The sequence below is a fragment of the Vibrio sp. YT-19(2023) genome (genome assembly GCF_033337395.1).
This window is the reverse complement of sequence record NZ_JAWOQN010000003.1, coordinates 176616-196128: the sequence shown is the minus strand read 5'-3', so window position 1 is coordinate 196128 and position 19513 is coordinate 176616. Positions and strand designations below refer to the sequence as shown.

Genomic DNA, 19513 nt, shown 5'->3' with positions numbered 1-19513 from the left:
TGATAATGACAACGGTTTGCATTTGTATCTTTGTTGTTATATAAAACCTCCCTTATTAATCGTTCTGTTGAATAAGAACGGCAAACGTGATCAACGAATGAGAGCTTTGAATAACTGTTATTCGTAAATGGCTATTAGGTGAAGTAGGGATGTTGGAAGCTAAAGCACTCCAGTTTGAGATTGAAGGCAAGTCATTGCTAAAAGCGTTTGATGTGACATTTGAACCCGGAAAAACATACGCCCTTGTTGGACACAATGGTTCAGGAAAATCCACATTGTTAAAGTTGCTGGCACAGCAACAGCAATACACAGCTGGTGACGTGGTTCTGCATGGAACGAGCATTAACGATCTCTCAGCGAAAAAATTCGCCCAACATATTGCTTACTTGCCTCAGCATCTTCCGGTGACCGACAGTATTTTAGGTCGAGATTTAGTCGGTTTTGGTCGTTATCCATGGCATGGTTTACTTGGACGTTTGAGTAAGAAAGATCACGACATTGTTGAAGAAGCAATGGCGATGACAGGCACACTAAAATACGCAGATCGCTTAGTGGACACGTTATCTGGAGGAGAGCGTCAACGTGTGTGGCTAGCTATGCTGTTAGCCCAAAAAACCGAGTATTTGCTTCTTGATGAGCCTTTGTCTGCGCTAGATATCAGCCATCAAGTAGATATGTTGAAGCTTATCTCTAAACTCAGTCAAGAACTGGGTTTGGGCGTTATTATCGTATTACACGATATCAACTTGGCTGCACGATTTTGCGACTACATCGTTGCATTACATCAAGGTGATTTGATTGCACAAGGCAATGTTGAACAGGTGTTTACTGAACCTAAGTTGAGGGACATATATGGGATAGAGATGATGATCTCTGACCACCCTGCGGGTTATCCGGTGGCGATGCCAAGCTAAAGGTTGGAATAATGAGCAGTACAAACACTCGACTTAAACATTTCTCTTTCGCTCTCTCACTTAGTGCGCTTTTGGTCAGTTCTTTTCAAGCACTAGCTGACGCATCACCTCGGGTGATGTCGGTTGATTGGACACAAACTGAAACGATGTTGGCTTTAGGGGTCGTACCTGTAGGCGTTGCTCAAGGGCAAGATTACGATGCTTGGGTAAAGTCACCACCGTTACCACCTCAAACAAAGGATGTAGGGTTAAGGACTCAACCCAATATAGAGCGCATTTACGAGCTCAGACCTGATCGTATTTTTATTGCCCCGTACTTCTCCTCAATGAAGCATCACTTAGTTGATATCGCCCCGGTTACCACCATTGACTTATATGAAAGCGGGATTACAGATTGGTCGGTACTTACCAGTTTCACTCGGAGGTTTGGTGAAGAGCTGGGAAGAGAGGCGGAAGCAGAGGCGCTTATCCAACAATATGAAAAACGTTTTACTTTATTAAAACAGCGTATAAATAAAGGCCAGCCGCCACTACTAATGATTCAGTTTATGGATACAAAGCACGTACGTGTTTTTGGTCAAAATAGTCTTTACTCTCAGGCTATCGAAAAGATTGGGCTGAGTAATGCATGGAATGAAAAGACGAATAGCTGGGGCTTTAGCCTAGTTGGCATCGACAAGTTAGCTGGCATAAAAGCTCAAATTGTTATCGTAGAGCCATTACCTTACGGTGGAGCGGAGCAGCTCTCTCAAGACCCATTTTGGCAATATGTTGTTCAACAATCTGGTGAAAAGGTCATGCAAGTCGCGCCCGTTTGGAGTTTTGGTTCTATGCCTTCAGCCCTCCGTTTCGCAGAGTTAGTTACGGCGAGTAAGGTCGAGGAGTTAACACAATGAAAACGATGCCTTTAAGCTTTGTGGTGTTACTTTCGGCATTTACCTTTTCTATTGGTGCTTTCCAATTGTACCAAGTAAGCTCATTTTCGTTAGCTCTAAGCAGTTTATGGGAGCCTAACTTTCAATTTATAGATTCGGTTTTACTTCACTTTAGCTGGTGGCCTCGAGTCTTCACCACGATTATATCTGGTGCTGGATTAGCGATTGCTGGGGTATTGATGCAGCAAGTGCTGCGTAACCCTCTCGCTTCACCCACGACACTTGGTGTGGCGAGCGGTTCAAGTTTTGCTTTGATGTTAGCTACGCTATTCGCACCTTGGATGTTGGATATCGCGCCTAATTTGGTTGCTCTCATCGGCGGTGTGATATCGATGGGGTTGGTGATGCTGTTGTCATGGCGACGAGCGTTATCTCCAACGGTTGTCGTTGTTTCTGGGTTAGTGATAAACCTGTACTTTGCATCATTAAGTACGGTTATTCTGATGATGAATACCGAAAAGCTGAATGGCTTAATGATATGGGGAGCCGGTTCGCTTGTTCAGAGTGGATGGGGAGATTTCTCGTATCTTGCCCCTCGAATCGCACTTGCTACGATCATTGCATTTGTGATTGCAAAGCCGTTAAGTCTGTTGGAACTCTCCGAGCAAGGTGCCAAGAGTTTAGGTGTCTCGCTGGCTAAGTTGCGTTTTGTCTGTCTTGGGCTTGCGGTGTTAATCACTTCTTGGGTGGTTTCTGCCGTAGGAATCATCGGTTTCATCGGGTTAGCGGCGCCAGCGATTACTCGATTGATAGGTATCAATAAAATCCAGCATAAGCTTTGGGTATCAATGCTGATTGGTGCCATGTTATTGACTTTAACCGATTTGGTTATTCAGCAACTGCCAGGGCTAATGGCGAGTTTTATACCAACGGGAGCAGCAACCGCTGCACTGGGCGCTCCGTTACTGTTATGGCTGTTACCTCGTTTATCACAAAAGACGCAGAGCCATACTCAAACAGTGTTAACTCGACACCGTCAACATGTTTACAAGCTAAACCCTAAAGCGATCTCATTGGCGTTGATCGGCACGTTAATTTCTGTTGTTCTTTTTGCCACGGTTGCTGTGCAAAATGAAGGGTGGACAAACTTATTTGCTAGCCAAAATTGGATTTTTTTGGAATGGCGCGCACCTAGATTATTTGCAGCAGCAATTGCGGGGGCAATGTTAGCGATTGCTGGAACCATGATTCAACGCCTAAGTGGAAACCCAATGGCAAGTCCTGAAGTGATCGGTATCAGTTCAGGGACAGCGATGGGATTGATCATCGCGATGTTTACTGGGTTTGGTTCGTCAATTTTCACTCTTTCTCTAGGCGGGCTCGTAGGCGCATTAGCGACGGTATTAGTCATTGTGCTGCTAAACCGTAAGTCAGGCTTTCAGCCGGAGCGTATTTTGTTGACTGGTATTGCAATAACCGCACTGATGAATGCAATACAGAGCTTTATTCTAGCCACTGGTGACCCAAGAAGTTATCAAGCATTGGCTTGGTTGTCTGGGTCTACCTACTATGTCTCGGTTGAAACGTTACTCCCATTGTCTTTATCTGCGCTTGTCTTTATAGGGTTGAGTTTTCTCTGCGTAAGATGGCTAGATATTCTTCCTGTCGGTGCCGCTTCCTCTAAAGCACTTGGAATTCGAGTTGATCGTTCACGCGCAATACTGCTTCTTTTAGTTGCTTGTCTCACGGTCAGTGCGACATTGGTTGTTGGCCCGATTAGCTTTGTTGGGTTGTTGGCTCCGCATTTAGCTCGCTTATTTGGTTTTAACAAAGCGTCACAACACATGTTATGCGCCGCGATACTGGGGGCAGGGGTGATGTTGTTGGCTGATTGGTTGGGACGACAGATCCTTTACCCGCAAGAAATACCAACAGGGCTTATGGCGTCTCTCATTGGCGGTTTGTATTTAATGTGGGGTTTACGCCGCTTATAGAAATGAGCTAAGCCTCAACCAAGAAAGTACTTATACAAATAAGCACTCGTAGTGGCATTCGTAACCTATGCGAGTGCTTTATGCAAAACCTCTGGTTTGTCTTTTACGGAAACAACTGGCGATGCCGTAACTCGCTTTTCTTTCAGCGGTCGCTGAAGTCATGAAGGGTTGGTTTGGCTGCCGACAAAAAGGAGAGAATATGACTCGGCAGTTTATGCTGACACCAACGTCGATGGCGGTTGTATTAGCTGTATCAACGCCAAATGTCTTGGCTCAGGAAGATGAAAATATAGTTGTGATTGGACAGCAGCAAGACAGTGCAGTTGGTCCAGATTTTAGTTATCTCGGAGCGAAGAGTCGGGCAGCGACGAAAACTGATATTGCTATCAATGAGACTCCAAGAGCGGTGTCTGTTGTTACGAGAGAGCAAATGGATGATCGTGCCTCTATTAGCATTTCTGACGCACTACAGTACACACCAAGCATTCAAACTAATTATTTCGGCGAAGATAACAAGCAAGATTGGTTTATTATTCGTGGTTTTAAACAAGCGAACAGCGGGTTGTATCAAGATGGTACCCGTTTATATTCTTCTGGCTTCTATAGTTGGCAAATAGATCCGTTTGCGTTAGAGAGGGTTGAAGTTTTACGTGGTGCAGCGTCTGTTCTTTATGGGCAAAACCCTCCAGGTGGGGTTATCAATGTTGTCAGTAAGCGACCTCAATTTGATGGGGGGTCAGGACTTGTATCTTTGGAGTACGGTTCTGAAGACCGTAAACAACTTTCTCTTGACGTAAACTCTGAGGTGAGTGAGCAGTTAGCTTTCCGCTTTCAAGGGTTAGCGAGAAAAAATGGGACGAGAATTAGTGGGGTAGAAGCAGAGCGCATTCTTCTCTCTCCATCGATGACGTACAAATTTAATGAGACGTCTGAAATTACCTTTCTAACGAGCTATCAAAAAGACGACTCAGATCCTTATCTGCAATTTTTGCCAGTTGAAGGAACGTTAACGCCAAACAAAAATGGAAAGATCAGTGATAGTTTAGCGATAGGCAATCCTAACTGGGAGACGTTTGAGCGTGAGCAGGTGTCTTTAGGCTATGAGTTTTCTCATGCATTTAATGATACCACTTCATTTGTTCAAGCAGCTCGTTACAGCGAAATGGATGTTAAGCTAAGACAAATGTATTCGTATGTTTACTCGGCTGACGTGCCTGCGTTGGGGCCGGCTTTGGACCCATCAAATGAACGCAAAACCATACTTCGGGGTGCTTCAACAGAAGATGGGTCATCTGATGCTTTTAATATCGATAATCGTTTGATGCACCAAGTAAATTGGGGAAGTGTTGAGCATAACTTGATGTTGGGCATAGATTTTCAAATGATCAGTATCGATGGTAAAGATTTTGCCAATGACCCTATCGTTGCTAATGGTAATGCATTATTAAACACACCAATGGGAGCTTTGCCCGATCCTAGGTTTAATGTATTTAATCCTACTTATTCGGATAACATAATGTTACTCGATCCGAATACGCTACAACCATTGAGCGAAACCGATAAGCAAAGAACGAAAATCGATAATCAGCAGCTCGGCGTCTACTTTCAAGATCATATGCTGATCAACGATAAATGGGCGATGTTATTGGGGGCACGTTACGACGATACAAGTAATGAAGTACATAATGTTACCACGGGTGCTCGCACGAAAGTCGATAATGGAGAGTGGACGTTTAGCGTGGGAACGGCTTATATTTCTGATTCTGGCTTCACGCCATACTTTAGTTACTCTCAGTACTTTGATCCAATTATTCAAGAAGACAGCAATGGTAAGCCAGCGAAGCCTGAAAGCGGTGATCAATTTGAAATCGGTATGAAATACCAACCGGATTCATTTGATGGTTATTTCAATATTGCAACGTATCGGGCAACAAAAGAAAACTTGGCTCGTATCTACTTGAGTGAATTAACGCAAATAGGAAAAATAGAAAATAACGGCGTTGAGTTTGAAGCTGTAGCTAATGTGACACCATCCTTAACATTGATCGGGAACATTGCGTACGTTGATGCAGAGATAAAAGAAGACATCAATAAGGCATGGGTTGGCAAAACACCTTCCCAAGTGGCGAATACCGTATCATCAGCTTGGGCACATTATCGTTTCTTTGATGGACCTCTTGATGGCTTTGCTGTTGGCTTAGGCGCGCGCTATACAGGTGAGTCATACGGAGACAATGAAGAGAGACTAAAAGTACCAAGTTATTTCTTAATGGATGCGACGGTCAGTTATCGAATCGGCGATTACAAGTTACAAGTCGCAGCTAAAAACATCGCGGATAAAAAGTACATAGCGACATGTGATGGCTTTTGTTGGTATGGCGACCGACAAAATGTTATTGCAAGTTTAACTTACGACTGGTGAGTTAACGTATAAATAAACACCCCTAACTTTAGGGGTGTTTATTTAGAAATCGGCTTTACGGACAAAGTGCGGGTTTTTGTACTTTTTCTGCGGACCAAACGATGATACGACAAGTTTGTTCCATAATGTTTTGTCAAACTCACCCTTTGGAATCGAAGGGTAGAGGGTTTCCTCTTCTTCTCTTGCAAAGTTCATATATTGTTTCTTTTTAATTTGATTGTACTTTTTGGCGATCTGGTTATGTTTTCTTACCCACTCCAGCTTGTAATTGTGGAGCACTTTTTCACCATCTTCGAGACTCATTCGAGATAGGAACAGTCGCTTGTATGAGACCTTTCTGTCCAGCATTGTGCGCATAACGGTTTGGATATATTTACCGTGATGCGTAATGGTAATGTCGTTTTCATCAATAGGAGTGACACACCAGCCTTTAGGTAAAAAGTCTGGCTTCTTAAATTGCTTATTACGCTCCATTAGCGCCTGATGTAAAACTAAATCAGAGGTGCCGCGGAACGTCTTTTGCCATTTACCGATACGAATTTGAATCGAACCAGGCAAGCGATAGATGTTAGTAAACTTATCTTTGTCCATGGACTTGTGTCATGAGATTAATGTGCATAATTAGAAAGCGGAATTCAGCCCAATGCCACAGGCAGTAGACTTAAGTACCGTACGATTTTACAACGACCTTGCGTGATATAGCGAGGGGTTATGTCAATAATAGGTAAGAAATAGAAAATTAGTTCACATTATGAAGAAATTGGAAGCTAACAAGGCTAAATTTTGAAGTTACACCAATTATGCCCATGCCGACTAAATAAAAAGAAGGCACGGGCATAAAATCACACCGCTTCTTCGAGTTGCTTGGTGTCTTCTTCAATCTGTTGTAGGTGTCGGTTTGCTTGCTGTAACTGATACATTTGAGCATAACGACCATTTTGCGTTAAGAGTGCTTTGTGTGTACCTTTCTCGACCAACTCCCCATGATGAAGAACAATGATTTGGTCTGCATCTAGGATAGTTGACAGCCGATGAGCAATAACAACGAGCGTCATGTCTTGTCTGAGTACCGCCAAGCTCTTTTGGATTAAAGCCTCTGTTCCTGAGTCAATATTTGCGGTTGCTTCATCTAATATCAATATCTTAGGTTTTACCACAAGCACACGTGCTAACGCCAAAAGCTGTTTCTGACCCGCAGATAAATTAGTTTCGCCTTGACCTAACTGCGTGTCTAGCCCGTTAGGGTAACGATGAATTTGTTCTGCCAAACCTACCTTGTCTAACGCATCCCATATTTGATTGTCATCAACCGCCCGACTGAGAGAGATGTTTTCTCTGACTGAAGCAGGGAGAATATGTGGATCTTGTTGAACCATTGCCACATCTTTGCGAAGTACGTCTTTCCCTAATGTCTGAAGTGGACGACCATCTATGAGCAGTTCACCACATTGAGTTGGATAAAAGCCCATTAACAGTGACGCTAAGGTGCTTTTACCGCTTCCTGTATGCCCGACAAGCGCGATAAAGTCTTGGTGGTTGGCCTTCAACGAAATGTCTTTTAGGACGTCCTGTTTACCATCGTAGCTAAATGTGAGGTCTTTAAGTTCGATAGCACCTGACCTTAATGGTTGATGATCGCCCCCGTAAGTTTGTTCTTTCGCATCAATCAATTCAAAAACACGTTCGCTTGATACTAACGCCTGCTGAAGTAGAGCAAGTTGCTGAGTCATCTCAATTAGTGGTTCAGTAACTCGCGCAAGATAACTGATAAATGCATACAGTACCCCCACACCAATCAACTCAATACCATTAAAACCAAAGATCGCAACCAAGCAAAGCAACGCAAGACCAGCGAGCAAATCCATTAAGGGTCTTAGCAGATAGCCGTTTAGCCGAATCACTCGTTTAGATGCCACCAGATGCTCTGCGGTTAGCTCGTTGAACTGTTTATTAAAACGCTCTTCTTGTTGCATTAATTGAATGACACTCATCCCTTGAATGGATTCACTCAGATTCGCATTTATATCAGTCAATAGGTCACGCATCTTTCGGTAGCTTTCTGTACTTAGCTGCTTAAACAAGTACATAAAGCCGATGACGATCGGCAGCAATACAAGCACAACGAGTGTGAGCTTCCAACTCATGAAAAACATAACGCCAAGCATTACGACAATCATGACCACGTTTTTCACCACGGTCGCGATCAAAAGCTCATAAAATTGCTGTAAAGATTCCGTATCGTTGGTGATTCGCGACACCAATTTTCCAGCAGGCGTGTAATCAAACGCAGATAACGGCTGCTTAATCACGCCAGAAAATACTTGCTTACGAATCGCTTTGATCGTGTTAGCCGCGACAATGCTAAATTGCAATGACTGAAAATACTGGAATGTTGCCGATACGATCTGAAGAGCGATATAACCTACTGCTAGCGAAATCAGAACATTTTGTGAATAGTCACCTTTAGCGATGTGCTCATCAATGAAATATTGAATCAACCAAGGGCCGCCGGCGCTAGCTAACGCTGCAATAAACAGCAAGGCGAGTCCTTTAATCATTGGCTTTGGTTGAGATAATGGGTAAGACATTAACCGTTTAAACGTGCTGGTCTGGTTCATTCATTATTCCTCCATCGCCTGTTCTAGTTTTTGGTACTCGAACATTTCGGCGTACCATCCCTGATGCGCTAATAAAGCGCTATGTTGCCCACGTTCAGTAATGTGGCCGTGATTCAAGACAATGATCTCGTCTGCTGCTTCCAATGCGGTGAGGCGGTGTGCAATAACGATTAGGGCTTGATCACGGTAGTGTGTTTCCAAATTCTTAAGGATTTGATGTTCGGTCCGTCCATCAACAGCGGAAAGTGCATCGTCCAAAACCAACACTTGGGCATTCAGCAGCATAGCGCGTGCTATCGCAATACGTTGTTTTTGCCCGCCGGAGAGTGTAATGCCTTTTTCACCAACTTCTGTTTGGTAGCCTTCAGGAAACTTCTCAATATCGTCATGTATACAGGCTAACTTTGCTGCTCTATAGACTTCTTCTTTCTCTGCATTAGGGTTGCCTAAGGCAATATTGTCGAAGATAGATTTGGAGAATAGAAACGGACTTTGGTTAACGACAGCAAAACGGTTGCGCCACTGTGGAAGTAGGGCATCCTTGATCTCGACATCACCGAATTTAATTGAGCCGCTTTCTAAATCATGTTGACGCAAAAGTAGTGTTAACAGGGTCGATTTTCCGCTTCCTACCGGCCCTGCAACTCCCAACATTTTTCCGGGTTCCAGTTCGATGTTTACTTCCGTCAAAGCGGGCGGTAAATCACTAGACCAATGGAAATCGTCGATATCAATTTTCAACGGAAGTGGTTTATTTTCTATTGGCTTATTGCCACTGATAATTGCTGGCTTTTCATCAAAGATCTCTTGTAATCGGTTCCATGCAGCAGAGCCTCTTTCTAAAATGTTAAATAGGAATGCGAATGCCAGCATCGGCCATATCATCAACCCTAAATACATCGTAAATGCGGTCAGATCACCAAGCGTGATCTCACCTTTATCAACAAGGTAAGCACCAGCAGCGACACTAAGAAGGAAAGAAAGACCGATGGTTAACTGAATTGCCGGGTCAAATCTAGCATCGACTCTTGCGACAGCGATGTTCTTTTCGCCAGTATCATCCACAACCTCTTCAAAACGTTGCTGCTCTTGGTTTTCTAATCCGAAAGCACGCAGCATTCGCACGCCATTAAGTGACTCTTGTGTCATGTCTGACATGGTAGAAAAGGCTTCCTGAGCGACACGAAAGCGTTGATGTAGGATACGCACAATAAAGAAGATGATGATGGCAAGAAATGGCATTGGAAGAAGCGCCATTACGGTGAGCTTCCAGCTTACTTGCGTTACCATAATGATTAAAACCGCAATACCAGTGATCAAAGAGTCTGCGGCGGTTAAAACCCCTTCGCCGGCAGTCATAACGATATTACGCACATCATTAGTGCCACGAGCCATCAGATCCCCCGTCTTGTAACGTTCAAAAAAACGAGGTGGCTGTGTCGATAAATGCCTATATAGACGGTTACGTAGAATGGTCCCGAGCTCCCAGCTTGCGCCGAAAAGCCAAATTCGCCATAAGATGCGACACCCATAAATAGTAAAGATCAGTACAGTTAACCCTGAGAGCCATAGAATCAGCGTATTTGTATCTAAAGTGTTGTCTACGACGCCATCAACGATGATGCCAACTGCTTTGGGCGGAACAAGCTGTAGTGCTGATATCACAGCGAAAAGCAGAATGGATCCGACATAGTGCCTCCACTTTTGTTGGAAATACCAACGTAGCTGCCAGAATATTCTCATTACGCCTCTCGCTTTAAATTATTGAATTTGTTATAGAACTATTATTGAGCGAAATGATGAGTTTACAAGCACAAGTTATAGGCGGGTTTAAAAACGATAGATTGTTTCAATTATAGCCATGTGTCGGCGCAAATTACTGGTTTTATCTCTATGAGCTAACTGTGCGACGACATTATGTGAAATAGTTGCTAATTGTCGTTTTGGAGCCATGACCTTGCAATAACGATGAAGACACCAAAAGTAAAAGTGTTACTGCCACTCTATATGGGAATTAGCAATCGTCAGTTTGTATTTTGTATTTCACTTGGCCACCAGGAGTTTCTGGGTAGTAAACTTCGACATAACACATATGTTCTGGACCAACAGGCTTGTTTGCAAAACCAATAAGGAAGTAGGGCTCGTCTGGGCTATCTACCCCATACCAAGTGTTAATAGTGAGTTGCGGATCAAAGCCTGCTAGCTCTTTTGCTGGAATAACATTTTTGATAAATCCAAAGTAACCAATTAGGTCGTTATGGCCGTCATTATCTAGATCAATGTTATATTGTATGCCGCCATCTACTGTCTCTTGAGATTGAATCACTGCTTTGGTGTAGACAAAGTTGTTGGCGGTCATGAGTGCTTCTCTGGCTCCATATAGAACCGCCACTCTGGCATCTTTTTGTAAGCCAAGAAATTTAGGAAATGCAACGACGCTTACAATACCAAGAATGATGATGCACACAATGAGTTCAATAAGAGTAAATCCTTGAGAGCGACGCACAGCCTTTCTCCATGTTTAGAAACGAATAGGCGGCTATTCTGATATAGAAACTTTCAGGTCAAGTATTAAAAAAGAATGATAATAAGAGATCGGGATTGCAAATCTCAAATATAAAACAAGTTGCTTATTTTCGAGGTGGGGAGTGATTTTGAGAAAAACCAAGGAATGAACTCGAGAGGATAAAATCCTCCCGAGTAAAGCGACTAAGATTCGTGTGTCAGAGCACTGCTGTTACGTTTAAAAATGAATCGCCAAATAAATAAGACAATTGCGATGTAACCTAATCCTACACCAAGCGCTTGCCAGTGCATGCCGTTATACATCGCGATTGGCATCAAAGAGATGATGAAGATGTCAGTGATTGAGCCAGGGACATAAGCGATGGCGTAATCATCAAGCACCTTGCTACGCATTTTTGGATCAACAATACGAAGCAACGCAATACCCATGGCAACCGTACCGGTTAACCAACCCCAAGAGAAAATGCCTTTCTCGAACCAATCTTCTCCCATGATACGTGGGGCAACCCAGAAGATTAGCCATAGTGTGAAGGCGATACCGCCGATTGCAAGCACTACCATCGGCATTAAATACTGGGCTAGGACGGTAATCTTGATGGCTGAGATACCAAAGATAATCAAATAATCGGTACTGATGCCCGCAGCGTGTTTGAATGCACCGTCACAAAGATAGCGTGAAGCTTTCGTTTGTTTCGCGACGATTCGCACGAGCATGCCGCCAAGGAAGCCAGTTACGAACGTAGGGATTTGTACCTTATCGTGGAAAGAAGATAAGTAGTTAGCCGCTACATACGAGAAAGCTGTTACCACTACAACCAACGCCGCGTGAATCGCAAAAGAATCAACCGACAGGGAAGACATGGTGTCTTTCATTACCGGCTCTTGATCATCAGGCTTAACGAGCCCCTTGCGTTCGTGTTCATCCATGCTATCGAATGTCGTAAAGCTACGAATCCAACCCATCTTCAATGCGAATTGCAGCATGAGCATGCCGACAGAAATTGAAATGAAAATACCCACGGTTGCGAACGTTAAGCCAAGTGTGAAGCCATCTTCCCAGCCAAGCCCCGTGAAGATTTCACCAACAACAGAGGCAGACCCGTGACCACCCATAAAGCCCGCAGACATTGTCACACCAAAGCCGGGATTAATCTCTGGCCAGAAGAAGGTTGTGAGAACTAGACCAAACATTGCCGCAAACAACCACTGAGAAACAGAAGCGATTTGGTTAAACGCCCACAATGAGCCAGCACGCTGTGCGACGGTTTTAGGTGATGGAACATCCGTTGCCAGACCTAACGCAGAAAAAAGTGCAGCAGTTAATAGGCTTGCGTTAGCGGTAAACGTATCGGTCCAAGGCAGTACGTCTAACAGGGCTGGTCCAAAAATTAGACCGAATAATCCTGCGAGAACCGCCGATGGAATGTACATACGCTGTAGTAATGGCGCGTGAACGCGAATGACTTTTGCCAAAATCAATAGTAAGCCAGCGATGGCAAAGTCAGTCAGCATTAGACCTTTAGGCATCTTATCCTCCAGTAAATGCAGTCAAGGGGTAGCGTCCTTGTGACCTACCTTGAATAAAAATCTCTCTCAAGCCAAAAAGCCACATACGTGACTAAAAGCGTTGAGAAATCAATGTCGTTTTCATAAGCAAAGGAATGTGCTTATGCAATTTGAAATGAGTGTAAATGTTGTGATTGCACACGAACAGGAAGAGAAATTAGATTAAATTTCTCGATATTTTTTGATAGTTCACTCAGGAAAGGCGGCAATCCTAGTCACTTTGTCAGAGCAATGCAATTGGTGTGAATCAATAAATTATGCCTAGTTAATGGGTGTCTCTGACTAACAACATGAAAAATAAAGACAATTAACAAGCAATAATATTTGTCATATCGACAACAAAAGTTAATTAAATGGTTAAATTGTCGCCGCTTTATGGGGTGACGTTATGGATTCACATGAGAAAGAATAAAATCGACCAAGGTACGGTTTTTAAGGGAAAGCTGTTTTGAACGGTAAAGCAGGTGGATCGGTTTTGGCTTGGGAGCATGTTGCTGGAGAATTTCTACCAAGGCACCAGATTGGATTTCCTGCTCAACTAAGATCTTTGGTTGCAGAAGAACACCAGAGCCTTTTAACGCGGCAAACTTAAGTACATCGCCATTGTTAGACGTTAATCGGGTGTTGCTGTTTCCAAAGGTATTAGATGGCATGTTCACCACCTGTTGGCTTTCCCCTTGGTGGTACTGAAATCCCAAACAATGATGATGTTCAAGGTCATCAAGCGATTGGATAGGGGCATGCAGCTTAAGATAAGAGGGTGAGGCGCAGTAAGTCATGTCGTATTGCCCGAGTTTTCTTGCAACTAACGATGAATCGACCAACTCACCAATACGAATAATCACGTCTGCTTCGCTTCGATATGGGTCAATCAAACTGTTATCCAACATTAACTCAACGTTCAGTTCGGGAAATTCTGCTAAGAAGTCAGCCACGATGGGCGCAATCACCTTTTTACCATAGGTAACTGGGCAGTTAACTTTTACTGTTCCAGTTGGGCGGTTGATCAGCGTCTGGATTAGGTTCTCTGCGTTGGTGATGTCTTCAATAATGCGGTGGCACTCTTGATAGTAGAGTCTGCCAGCTTCGGTCAAGGACTGTTTGCGCGTGGTGCGATGAATCAGCTGCGTACCTAAGCTTTGCTCAAGAAAGCTCATGTGCTTGCCAACCATGGTCGGTGAAATATCAAAGTGGTGTGCTGCATTACGAAAGCTGCCGTGTTCGACCACGTAAGCGAAAACTTTCATGCTTGTTAATTTATCCATTGCACACCCAGAGTTGATAAAGAAATAACTAAAGCAGAGTTTATCAATCAAATGAGGTTAATTACAGTGGGCGTATGATTAAGAATGGAGAAAGAGAGCCATCATGAGCGAGACGATTTTTGTTACCGCCGAACTGAAAATGAATGCCGATAAGCCAAGACAACAAGTGGTTGAAGCCATTGAACAATTTCGCCTTGATATGCAAAGCGAAGCGGGGTGCTTGCAAGCGAATGCGACCTAGGATTCTAAAGCTCCACAACGTGTGATTCTTTGGGAGCGATATGAAAACCGCGCCGCGATTGAAGCGCATTTTGCTATGCCGCATACACAAGCGTTTATTGCGGCTGAAATGGCAGAGTTAGTTCAAGCATTCGAAACCCAAGCTCAATAGGAGACGTGAACATGAAATGGGGTATTTTAGGCACAAGCTTTATCTCAGGAGTCATGGCTGAGGCAATCCAAGGCGATGACAAGAGTGAACTGTACGCGGTTGCTGGGCGTTCGGAGCAGAACTTACAGGCATTCGCTGAGCAATATGGCATCGAGAATACGTTCAACGATTACGATGCGTTGATTGCTGATGAGCAAGTCGACATTATTTATATCGCATTGCCAAATCACCTTCATCATGACTTTATCGTTAAAGCGGCAGAGCAGGGGAAAGCGATCCTGTGTGAAAAGTCACTCTCGGTAGATATGGAAAAAGCCGAGTTGGCACTAAAAGCAGTCGAAAAGCACAAGGTATTCTTTGCTGAAGGCTTAATGTATTTACATCACCCGTTGATCAGCGAGTTGGTTTCGGTGCTTAAATCGGGAGAGATTGGTGAACTTCGCTCGATGCATACTTCTTACATTGCATCGATCGCGCAGTTTGTGAATCCAGACAGTAAAGGTGCTTTGTATAACTTAGGTTGTTACCCAATGTCATTGGTGCATTTGGTGGTGAAAACCATGTTGGGTGAACAAACCTTTGAGAACCGTTCAATGACGGCGATCGGTCGACGAGGTAACGATGGGAATATCTGTGAATCGAGTTTGATGATGCAATTCGGTGAGCAACAAACGGCGAGCGTACACACCGCAGAAGATCATGGATTGAAACACCAATTCACCATTCTGGGTAGCAAAGGTTGTATTACGTTAGATTCAAATCCATGGCTACCAACGCAAGAAAACCAGTTTAGTGTGGAAATTTACGAGACGTCGAAGCGTGAAGTGTCTGTTCCGGCAGCTGGGGACGCTTTCTTCTATCAAGTGCGCAATATTCGCCAAGCGGTTGAAGCAGGGCGTATCTCGTTAGAGAACCCTTGTGCAACATGGGAGGACTCTCACCGTATTATGCAGCTACTGACTGAGTGGGAATCACTGGCTTTAAAGTAAATGTGTACTTGAACCAATGAACATAAAAACGGCGCACTAAATACAATATTTAGTGCGCCGTTTCTATTTTGTGTTCAGTCTGGATTAAACGCGATTATCACCGGTGCTGAACGCAATGATTTGGCTGATCTCAGACAGGCTTCTACCACTTTCTTGCTGCCATTGAACAAACGCTTTGTTGGTGGCATCGAGCGACTTTTTCGTATCTTTGCCACCTTCAATGATTTTGCAATTGCGCAGGTAAGCCTCGACGTCACTAGACAAGATAAAGGTATCAACGCCCATTTGGCGAAGTGTGTAAGGACCGGTATTGCCACCTAGGCGATTACCGCGTTTCTTCAAATATGCCCATAGGTCGGTGATTTTCTCTTGCGGCCAATCGGCAACCATTTTGCCAAACGAGCCGTATTCGATTTTTGCTTCGTGGATCATACGTGCGTTGGCAGGGATCGACATGACTTTAGTGAGGTGGCGAATAATGCGTTTATCTGTTGCTTTGGTTTCCCATTGCTCATCTGACAGCATCAATAGCGGCTCAATCTTAAACCCAAAGAACACTTCTTCGAAGTTCGGCCACTTGTTGCGAACAACGCTCCACGAAATCCCACTTTGGAATACTTTCATCGAAAAAGCGGCCAGCCAACGGTCATCCGGAATCGCTGCCAGCTCTTCTTTGCTTAGTGGATGAGACAAAAGCGCTTCAAGTTGATCTTCACCACCTTTACGCTCGGCAGCGCGCTGATAAATCGCGTCAAATTTTTCGATACTCATAAAAGAAGTTAGTCCTAGTTTATGTCGATATTTGTGAAACATACTACGCTTAAGTGGCTGAATCGTAAATTGATGGAGTGTCACAAATGAAGAAGGTCACATTAACGTTTGTCGGAGAAGGTTCGGATCGTATTGCGGAAAAATTCTATGCGTGGATGACGGACGGTGGGTTAGAAGACAGCATGATTGAGAATTTATCTGACCGTGAAATCTCAGTGGTCGGCATCAGTGATATGGATAATGAAACGCGTGATGTGGTGATCAATACGGAAATGAACTAACGAGTCGTCTTTCGTCAGCTATTAGAATCATATAAAACAAAGCCCTTCACGAGAAGGGCTTTGTTGCGTTTATAAGTTTGGGAGCTTAGTTATTTACCAGCGTCAGACCGCTTGGTAGTGCATCACCGAAGATACGCTTCGATTCGCTCTCAGATAGCTCTTTGACTTCTTCAACCAATGATACCCAAGATTCAGGCACCTTGCTTTGCTTCAACTTAGCCAGTACCTGTTCACGGTAGTCGTCTGAGATATCGAATAGGCGGTCGCCCGTCTTACGACAAATCATTACGGCTGCGAAAGCGATCATTGGCTCTTTCTGCCAGTTCTGCTCTAACAGCTTAGGCAACCACTGTTCCGCTTGTTCACGAGGAACGACGTTATGCTGACTGCCATATAAAGGCGTACGTGATGCCAAGCGACCCATTGCCCACCAGTGTGCTTGTTCAAACTGGTTATGGTTGATGGCTTTGCTCAAGAACCACGTTGCCAATAGAACCTTGTCTTCGACTTCTAGATGCTCTAGAGAGGCAGATAAGCGCACCATTGATTCGTAACCCATATCTTGTGCCGCTTTGGCGGATTGTGGGTTTTTCATCGCACCAGGATGTAGGTATTTCGCGATGTCCGCCAAGATGGTCTCTTGTTGCTCTTGGCTCAAGCCACCTGCGATACGACGCCAGAATACCCACCAGTCAGTCCAGCCTTGATGGTTTTTGAACTGAATGTTTTGCTGGTAGAGACCCCAAACTTGTTCAATGCGCCATGAGTCGGTTGGATCGCCAAAGCCTGGACGCAGTGCAAAACCTGCCAAACGAAGCCAGTTTTTCTCGTGCTGTTCAGAACGACGGCGACGCTTACGACCTTGTGCAAAGGTATCAAACAGTTGACGTAGGGTAGTGAAATCCCACTCGTCACGTTTGCCAAGTTTCTTCTCAAGATCTTTGGCTAAGGTTTTGATCTCTTTGCTTTCTGCGCTTTTCTTGTTACCGCTGTAAAGACGAGCGATCAGCTCCTTACATTCGTTCAGTTTAGGGTGAAGCTTAACTTGCTCGCTGTCATCGGTTTGCTTGTTACGAACTTCGAATTCCAGCTCCCAACGTTTGCTGTCATCTTCTGCGCTGACACATTCCATCTTAAGCGTACCGACTTCGGTCAACTGACACGCCAGTTGCACTTCTACGCGCTCTTTCTGGTTGGCTTGCAGTTCGGCGCCTTCACCTTCAAGGGTGGTGATATAAGGTGGCAGAGGAGCAAATAAGTCGGGGTCAACGTCAACCATCACGCCGTTTTGAATAGCGGTGTTATTGGTTAAGGTGTCGTGTGTAGAAGTCAGCAGGTTAAAGCGAACGGGCTCACCTAGGGTAAGCGAGAAACGACGACCACTTAAGCGTATCTCGTGTCCTTCTTCTGTCCCTTTTGCAAGTAAACAAAGCGCTTTGCCCATCTTGTTCTTTTCGTGAAGATGCAAGAAGTAAGAACGCGCTGCACCACCACCAATTTTTAGCTGTGCCCCACGACGTGCTTTACCAAACGCAACAGCACCTAGTGCAACAGACCAATCTGGATGTGGGTTATCTAATACTGTAACCGGAGCGCCGCGCCAATCGGACAGTAGGGTAGTGACACGCTCAGTCACAAGTTCACTGTTGAACACACCACCGTTGAGTAGCAAACCGACTGGAACTGCATTTTGTTTTTCGTCTTCAATGCCAAGAGCGGCACGAGCAACTTGTTGGTGCTGAGTTAAGAACTCGGCCACGTGCTTGCTCACTGCTGGGTCAGCAACGTATGGAAGACCAAACTCGACAACCGCGCTGCGGCGTTTGTCTGGTACTTCACTGAAATCAGAAAGCGGGAAGAAGCCATCCAAAGCGATTTGGTGCACTTCTTGTTTGCTCAGCCCAATACTCTTTGTTCCGCCAAGAAGTTTAGAGCCGCTGCCCAGCATGGTGATTTTCACTTCTTCAGGTGCACTCGCTGAAAGTAGGTTTTCTTTCGCTTTGCGCGTTTGCTGAATCAGCTTAGTCAGGCTTGCTGCAGTAAGCTTCTTACTTTGGTTGAAGCGGCTCTCTGCAAGGTGTGCTAATGCTAAGTCGAGGTTGTCACCACCCAGCATCAAGTGTTCGCCAACGCCAATGCGGTCAAGGGCTAGTTCATCTTGAGAAGAGAAACTTGCTTCAATCAAGCTCAAGTCGGTAGTACCACCGCCCACATCACACACCAGAATCAGCGGTAATTCTTTAAGTTCATCAGCTGCGGTTTGCTGGTGACGCGCGTACCAGTCGTAACATACGGCTTGTGGCTCTTCGAGCAGGACGATTTTCTTCAAACCAGCTAACTGCGCAGCTTCAAGCGTGAGTTTACGAGCGGTTTCATCGAACGATGCTGGAACGGTCACAACCACATCTTGGTCTTCTAGCTTGTTGCTAGGGTGACGGTAGTTCCATGCTTGACGAATGTGGTTGAGATAGCTTGCGCTGGCAATAACGGGTGAGACTTTATCTACGTCTTGCGCGCCAGCCCAAGGAAGAATGTCTGAGCTACGATCCACTGCTTGGTGCGATAGCCAGCTTTTAGCACTGGATACCTGACGTCCTTCCACCTTAGCGCCTAATTCACGAGCCCATTCACCCACGATCACATTACTAATGTCGCCAGATACAGGTTCGTTTTCCCAAGGGAGTGTTAGGTCAGAAGGGGAGATTTGACCAACCGCAGGGTGATAGCGGAAAGAGGGCAGTAATGGTTTACGAACCACTTCACCCGGACCAATCAATTGGTCGATGTCGAATAGGGATACTTCGGATTGTTCAAGATTGTCGGTAATTTCACAATACGCCACCACAGTGTTTGTGGTGCCAAGGTCAATACCAACAAGAAAACGAGGAGATGCCATACAAA

The 19513-nt window shown here is 44.7% G+C and carries 14 protein-coding genes and 1 pseudogene; 7 read left to right on the top strand and 8 right to left on the bottom strand.

Annotated features, from left to right (window positions below):
* The first annotated feature begins 149 nt into the window (after window positions 1-149).
* The 4 genes from R7E78_RS04055 to R7E78_RS04040 all read left to right on the top strand — a co-directional run bounded on the left by R7E78_RS04055 (window position 150) and on the right by R7E78_RS04040 (window position 6205).
* Window positions 150-914, top strand: coding sequence for an ABC transporter ATP-binding protein (locus R7E78_RS04055; protein WP_005389081.1), 765 nt, complete (start codon window positions 150-152; stop codon window positions 912-914).
* Between the two features lie 11 nt (window positions 915-925).
* Window positions 926-1810 carry an iron-siderophore ABC transporter substrate-binding protein gene (locus R7E78_RS04050; protein WP_047102208.1) on the top strand — a complete coding sequence of 295 codons (885 nt, stop codon included), beginning with the start codon at window positions 926-928 and terminating at the stop codon, window positions 1808-1810.
* Window positions 1807-3783, top strand: a complete 1977-nt coding sequence (gene fhuB, locus R7E78_RS04045; RefSeq protein WP_258479889.1) for a Fe(3+)-hydroxamate ABC transporter permease FhuB — start codon at window positions 1807-1809, stop codon at window positions 3781-3783. The genes R7E78_RS04050 and fhuB overlap by 4 nt, the downstream gene beginning before the upstream one ends.
* A 199-nt stretch (window positions 3784-3982) precedes the next feature.
* Window positions 3983-6205, top strand: coding sequence for a TonB-dependent siderophore receptor (locus R7E78_RS04040; protein WP_158173868.1), 2223 nt, complete (start codon window positions 3983-3985; stop codon window positions 6203-6205).
* 42 nt (window positions 6206-6247) lie between these two features.
* On the opposite strand, the gene R7E78_RS04035 is transcribed toward R7E78_RS04040, so the two are convergent.
* From R7E78_RS04035 to R7E78_RS04010, 6 genes are all read right to left on the bottom strand, one after another.
* Window positions 6248-6796 carry a hypothetical protein gene (locus R7E78_RS04035; protein WP_005377712.1) on the bottom strand — a complete coding sequence of 183 codons (549 nt, stop codon included), beginning with the start codon at window positions 6794-6796 and terminating at the stop codon, window positions 6248-6250.
* Window positions 6797-7047: 251 nt separating this feature from the next.
* Window positions 7048-8823, bottom strand: coding sequence for an ABC transporter transmembrane domain-containing protein (locus R7E78_RS04030; RefSeq protein WP_053307070.1), 1776 nt, complete (start codon window positions 8821-8823; stop codon window positions 7048-7050).
* 3 nt (window positions 8824-8826) lie between these two features.
* Window positions 8827-10566: an ABC transporter transmembrane domain-containing protein gene (locus tag R7E78_RS04025; protein ID WP_318057672.1), complete on the bottom strand. Its 1740-nt coding sequence runs from the start codon at window positions 10564-10566 to the stop codon at window positions 8827-8829.
* Between the two features lie 271 nt (window positions 10567-10837).
* Window positions 10838-11329 carry a type II secretion system protein gene (locus R7E78_RS04020; protein WP_005377704.1) on the bottom strand — a complete coding sequence of 164 codons (492 nt, stop codon included), beginning with the start codon at window positions 11327-11329 and terminating at the stop codon, window positions 10838-10840.
* 203 nt (window positions 11330-11532) lie between these two features.
* A complete protein-coding gene (locus R7E78_RS04015; protein WP_318057671.1) occupies window positions 11533-12876 on the bottom strand; it encodes a sodium/glutamate symporter in 1344 nt (447 codons plus the stop codon).
* Window positions 12877-13301: 425 nt separating this feature from the next.
* Window positions 13302-14180, bottom strand: a complete 879-nt coding sequence (locus R7E78_RS04010; protein ID WP_182039594.1) for a LysR family transcriptional regulator — start codon at window positions 14178-14180, stop codon at window positions 13302-13304.
* Between the two features lie 103 nt (window positions 14181-14283).
* Here R7E78_RS04010 and R7E78_RS04005 point away from each other — a divergent pair.
* Both R7E78_RS04005 and R7E78_RS04000 read left to right on the top strand, forming a co-directional pair.
* Window positions 14284-14571 (top strand): annotated as a pseudogene (locus tag R7E78_RS04005) (putative quinol monooxygenase).
* Window positions 14572-14582: 11 nt separating this feature from the next.
* Complete coding sequence (locus R7E78_RS04000; RefSeq protein ID WP_318057670.1) at window positions 14583-15560, top strand: Gfo/Idh/MocA family oxidoreductase; 978 nt, start codon at window positions 14583-14585, stop codon at window positions 15558-15560.
* Between the two features lie 84 nt (window positions 15561-15644).
* Here R7E78_RS04000 and R7E78_RS03995 read toward each other — a convergent pair whose 3' ends face one another.
* Window positions 15645-16331: a DNA-3-methyladenine glycosylase I gene (locus tag R7E78_RS03995; protein WP_054823495.1), complete on the bottom strand. Its 687-nt coding sequence runs from the start codon at window positions 16329-16331 to the stop codon at window positions 15645-15647.
* An 86-nt stretch (window positions 16332-16417) separates the two neighbouring features.
* On the opposite strand from R7E78_RS03995, the gene R7E78_RS03990 reads away from it, so the two are divergent.
* On the top strand, window positions 16418-16612 hold the full coding sequence (locus R7E78_RS03990; protein WP_005377692.1) for a hypothetical protein: 195 nt from the start codon (window positions 16418-16420) through the stop codon (window positions 16610-16612).
* A gap of 85 nt (window positions 16613-16697) precedes the next feature.
* Here R7E78_RS03990 and R7E78_RS03985 read toward each other — a convergent pair whose 3' ends face one another.
* The gene (locus tag R7E78_RS03985; RefSeq protein WP_318057669.1) at window positions 16698-19508 is read right to left on the bottom strand and encodes an Hsp70 family protein; all 2811 of its coding nucleotides are present in this window, start codon (window positions 19506-19508) and stop codon (window positions 16698-16700) included.
* Window positions 19509-19513 lie beyond the last annotated feature (5 nt).